Here is a 4,722-nt window from a genome sequence, read left to right on the forward strand (position 1 = left end):
GCCTGGTCTATGCCATCGCCGCCGACCTGCGCGACAATCCGATCAGCGAGGACGAACTGAACCGCGCCCGTCGCCCGGCCGTCGAGCGCATTCGTCGCAGCATGGCCGACAACGGCTATTGGTTGACCCAGCTGTCGCAGGCCCAGAGCGACCCGGCGACGCTGGACCAGACCCGCAACCAGATCGCCACCTTGGAAGCCGTCACCGCCGCCGACCTTCAGGCCCTGGCTCGCCAGTATCTGAAGTCCGACAGCGCCTGGCGCGCCACCGTCACAGCTCAACCGGCGGCCCAGTAACGCCCACGAAAAAGGCCCCGGTTCTCGCGAACCGGGGCCAGTCGTCAGGATCGTCGACGGAGAGCCGACGGTCGCCTTATCTCATGTCCCGCCTGATCGGCGGCTGAACGGGCGTGTTTAGGTCCGGTTCAGAAGACCCGGCCGCCGACGCCGCCGTCCAGGGTGATCACCCCGGTCAGCACGGTCGCGCTCTCGACCTGTTCCTCGCGGTATTCGGTGTATTCCTCTTCGCGATACATCGTCAGAATCTTGATCCCGGCGCCGTAGCGCCGCAGCAGCGAACGCTCGTTGCAATCCCGCTCGGGCTTCTCGGGACGGCATTCCAGCTTGCCGCCCGTTCCGTACCACAGCGCCTCATGCTTGCGGCAGGTCAGGGTCGTGCCGTGATCGAAGCTGATGTCGCCGTTGTAGTCGGCGATGGTCGCCTGCAGCCATGTGCCCGACAGGCAGCGATACAGCTCGCCCTCGAAGCCTTCGGCGATCTCGCGATCCGGCCGCACCTGCGAGGCGGGATGCGGCACCTGGCGGTCGTCGATGCAGACGGCTTGGATGACGACCCGCTTCATCATGCTGCGGAAGGCGCTGTAGGGAGTGCGCACCGTCTGGGCGATCACGCCCTCGACGGCCAGGCCCTGGATGGTGGTCGGATAGGGCTGATCGACGCTGACATAGGCCGCGCCGCCGCCTCCGCCAAAGCTGCCCGAGAACCCGCCGGCGCGCGCATTGACGTAGGACCGCGCGCCCGAGTTGGCGTTGGCCCCGGCGCCCGCGTTCGCATTGGCGTTCGCGCCAAGGTTCACGTTCACATTGACGTTGGTGTTGATGTTGCCGTTCCAGTTTCCACCGCCGCCAGGACCGCAGTTTCCACCGCCGTTGCAGGGCGGCGGCTCAGGCGGAGGCGGAGGCTCGCACGACGTGCAGGGCGGCGGCTGACAGCCGGACGTGCATTGCGCCAGCGCGGCTCCGGCGCCCGCCGAGACGGCGAGACCGGCCGCCAGGCCCAGCATCCATTTCGTGATCCGCAGCCGCATCGGCGGGAACTCCCAAGCGAATATCGTGTCGGCCGAACAAGATTCCGGCCGATCCTCCCGTCACAAAACCGCAAAAGCCTTTCGTTTCCGTTGATGAGGCCTGCGCTTCGGGATGGCGCAATGCCGCATCCGTCTGCTAGACCGCCAGCACAATGACCGTCCGCGTCTCCATTCGCCTGATTTCGATTAGCCGCCCGGCGTAGCGCTTCTGGGCCGCATGGCCCCGTGCACGCCGGGATTGAAAGCCCTCAAGCAGCGCGAAGCGCGATAGGGCGAAGAGAACAGCGACCTAATTTTCAAGACGCCGAGACGACCCATGGCCGACGCCCCCGAAAACACCTCTGAATCCAGCGCCCGCGACTATCGCGACACTGTCTTCCTGCCCGAGACGCCCTTCCCCATGCGCGGCGGCCTGCCTCAGAAGGAGCCGGTCATCCTGGAACAGTGGGGCGACCTCTACGGGACCCTGCGCGCTGAGCGACAGAAGCAGAACGCCCCCCTCTACGTCCTTCACGACGGTCCGCCCTACGCCAACGGCGACATCCACATCGGCCACGCTCTGAACAAGACGCTGAAGGACTTCGTGGTCCGCAGCCGATTCCTCTTGGGCTACGATGTCGACTACGTCCCCGGCTGGGACTGCCACGGCCTGCCGATCGAATGGAAGATCGAGGAGCAGTTCCGCGCCAAGGGCCGCCGCAAGGACGAGGTGTCCAAGGACGAGTTCCGCCGCGCCTGCCGTGAATACGCCGGCAAATACATCGACCTGCAAAAGGACCAGTTCCACCGGCTGGGCATCGTCGGCGACTTCGCCAACCGCTACGCCACCATGGACTTCACCTCCGAAGCCGCCATCGTCGCCGAGTTCCACAAATTCAAGAACTCGGGCCAGCTCTATCGCGGATCCAAGCCCGTCATGTGGTCGCCGGTCGAGCGCACCGCGCTTGCCGACGCCGAGATCGAGTACCACGACCACGTGAGCCCGACGATCTGGGTCAAGTTCCCGGTCACGGCCATGTCCGACGACCATCCCGACGACCTGCTGGCCTTCCGCTCCAGCACGCCCTCTATCGTCATCTGGACCACCACGCCCTGGACCATCCCGGCCAACCGCGCCATCAGCTACGGCCCCGAAATCGCCTATGGCCTGTATGAGGTCACGGCCATGGAAGAAGGCCTGGAGTTCGCGCCCTGGGCCAAGCCCGGCGACCGCCTGATCCTGGCCGACAAGCTGGCCGAGGAGGTGTTCAAGGCCGCCAAGATCGCCGCTTGGACCCGTGTCTACGACATCAATCCGTCGGGCCTGGAGACCGCCCACCCGCTGGCCGCGCTCGACAGCGGCTACGGCTTCTCCGTGCCCCTGCTCGCCGGCGACCACGTCACCGACGACGCCGGCACCGGCTTCGTCCACACCGCGCCCGGCCACGGCGCCGACGACTTCGAGGTCTGGAAGGCCCACGGCCATCACGAAGTGCCGGATACGGTCGATCCCGACGGCGCCTACTACCCCGGCGTCCCCCTATTCGCAGGCCTGAAGGTGCTTGAGACCGAGGGCAAGAAGACCGGCAAGTTCGGTCCCGCCAACGGCGCAGTGATGGAAAAGCTGATCGAGGCCGGCAATCTGTTGGCGCGCGGGCGACTGGAGCACTCCTATCCGCACAGCTGGCGCTCCAAGGCGCCGATCATCTTCCGCAATACCCCCCAGTGGTTCATCCGCATGGATCAACCCTTGAAGAGCGGCGACACCCTGCGCGAGACGGCGCTGAACGCCATCGACGCCACCGCCTTCCATCCCGTCGCCGGCAAGAACCGCATCCGCTCGATGGTCGAGGGCCGTCCCGACTGGCTGGTCAGCCGCCAGCGCGCCTGGGGTACGCCGCTCGCCATGTTCATCGACAAACAGACGGGCCAGCCCCTGCATGACCCCGAGGTCGACGCCCGCATCGTCGCGGCCGTCGCCGAACACGGCGCCGACATCTGGTTCACCGCGCCCGACAGCGATTTCCTGGGCGCCCACGACCCGGCCCGCTACGAAAAGGTCGAGGACATTCTGGACGTCTGGTTCGACTCCGGTTCGACCCACGCCTTCACGCTCGACCCGCGCCTGCCGGAAAACGGCTACGCCGGCGACCGTCCCGCCCACTGGCCCGCCGACCTCTATCTGGAAGGCTCCGACCAACACCGCGGCTGGTTCCAGTCGTCCCTGCTGGAAGGCTGCGGCACGCGCGGCCGCGCCCCGTTCAAGGCGGTCCTGACCCACGGCTTCACCCTCGACGAGAAGGGGGAGAAGATGTCCAAGTCCAAGGGCAATACGACCGACCCCCTGACCATCATCAAGGAATCCGGCGCCGATATCCTGCGTCTGTGGGTGGCCTTGGTCGACTATTCGGACGACCAGCGGATCGGCAAACAGATCCTGCAGACCACGGTCGACGCCTATCGCAAGCTTCGCAACACCGTTCGCTATCTGCTGGGCGCCCTGGCCGATTTCGACGAGGCCGAACGCCTGTCTCTGGACCAGATGCCGCCGCTGGAGCGGTTCGTCCTGCACCGCCTGCACGAGCTCGACGCCCAGGTCCGAGCCGCCTACGCCGAATACCGCTTCCAGGACGTCGTCCGTCCGGTGCTGGAGTTCTGCGCCGGCGACCTGTCAGCCCTGTATTTCGACATCCGCAAGGACGCCCTGTACTGCGACCGTCCCGACGCCTTGCGTCGCCGCGCCGCCCGCACGGTGATGGACGAGGTCTTCATGCGCCTCACCGCCTGGCTGGCCCCTCTGACGCCCTTCACCATGGAAGAGGCCTGGACCACCCGCTTCCCGGACGCCGGCTCCAACTGCGCCCGCGTGATCCCCGACACTCCGGCGGAATGGGAGAACGAAACGGCCTACACCAAACTCAAGAACCTGCTTCCCATCCGCGAAGTAGTGCTGGGTAGTTTGGAACTGGCACGACGTGACAAGATGATAGGATCCAGCCTCGATGCTGATGTTCTCATCGTCTTGGATGACCCGGCTTTGATCCAACTGGTTCAAGACGTTGCAGGGTCTGAGAATCCTGACCAGTTCATGGCAGACTTCTGCATCGCCAGTGTCGCAAGGCTGACTCGCGATGACCCTCAAGGTCCCGAAGGGCCATTCAGACTGCCAGAACATGCAGGCATAGGTGCCCTAGTGCGACGCTCCGACAACCCGAAATGCGCCCGCTCCTGGCGCCGGGTCCCCGACGTCGGCTCCGACCCCGCCTATCCCGACCTCTCGGCCCGCGACGCCGATGCGGTTCGGTATTGGGACCAGACGCACGCCTGATCGCAGCAAAGTCTCCTCCCCACTTGTGGGGAGGGGGACCGCGAAGCGGTGGAGGGGTTCTTGAAGCCCCACAGACGCCTGCGATGCG

General features: G+C 65.9%; 2 protein-coding genes and 1 pseudogene. 2 read left to right on the forward strand and 1 reads right to left on the reverse strand.

Translation table 11 applies throughout. From position 1 onward, the window contains the following. A pseudogene (locus tag B3T77_RS00745) lies at window positions 1-296 on the forward strand (insulinase family protein); the annotation flags it as partial. Window positions 297-424: 128 nt separating this feature from the next. Here B3T77_RS00745 and B3T77_RS00750 read toward each other — a convergent pair. Next, window positions 425-1,327, reverse strand: coding sequence for a hypothetical protein (locus B3T77_RS00750; RefSeq protein ID WP_292076141.1), 903 nt, complete (start codon window positions 1,325-1,327; stop codon window positions 425-427). A 316-nt stretch (window positions 1,328-1,643) separates the two neighbouring features. On the opposite strand from B3T77_RS00750, the gene ileS reads away from it, so the two are divergent. After that, window positions 1,644-4,634 (forward strand): isoleucine--tRNA ligase, encoded by a 2,991-nt coding sequence (gene ileS / locus B3T77_RS00755; protein ID WP_292076144.1) that lies wholly within the window; start codon window positions 1,644-1,646, stop codon window positions 4,632-4,634. The last annotated feature ends 88 nt before the right edge of the window (window positions 4,635-4,722 follow it).

The sequence above is a fragment of the Brevundimonas sp. UBA7838 genome, assembly GCF_002500885.1.
Taxonomy (GTDB): Bacteria; Pseudomonadota; Alphaproteobacteria; order Caulobacterales; family Caulobacteraceae; genus Brevundimonas; species Brevundimonas vesicularis_C.

What these genes read in the sequence shown, in the direction of transcription:
- B3T77_RS00750 (WP_292076141.1), bottom strand. Translation starts at nt 1,327, where the DNA reads ATGCGGCTGCGGATCACGAAATGGATGCTGGGCCTGGCGGCCGGTCTC.
- ileS (WP_292076144.1), top strand. Translation starts at nt 1,644, where the DNA reads ATGGCCGACGCCCCCGAAAACACCTCTGAATCCAGCGCCCGCGACTAT.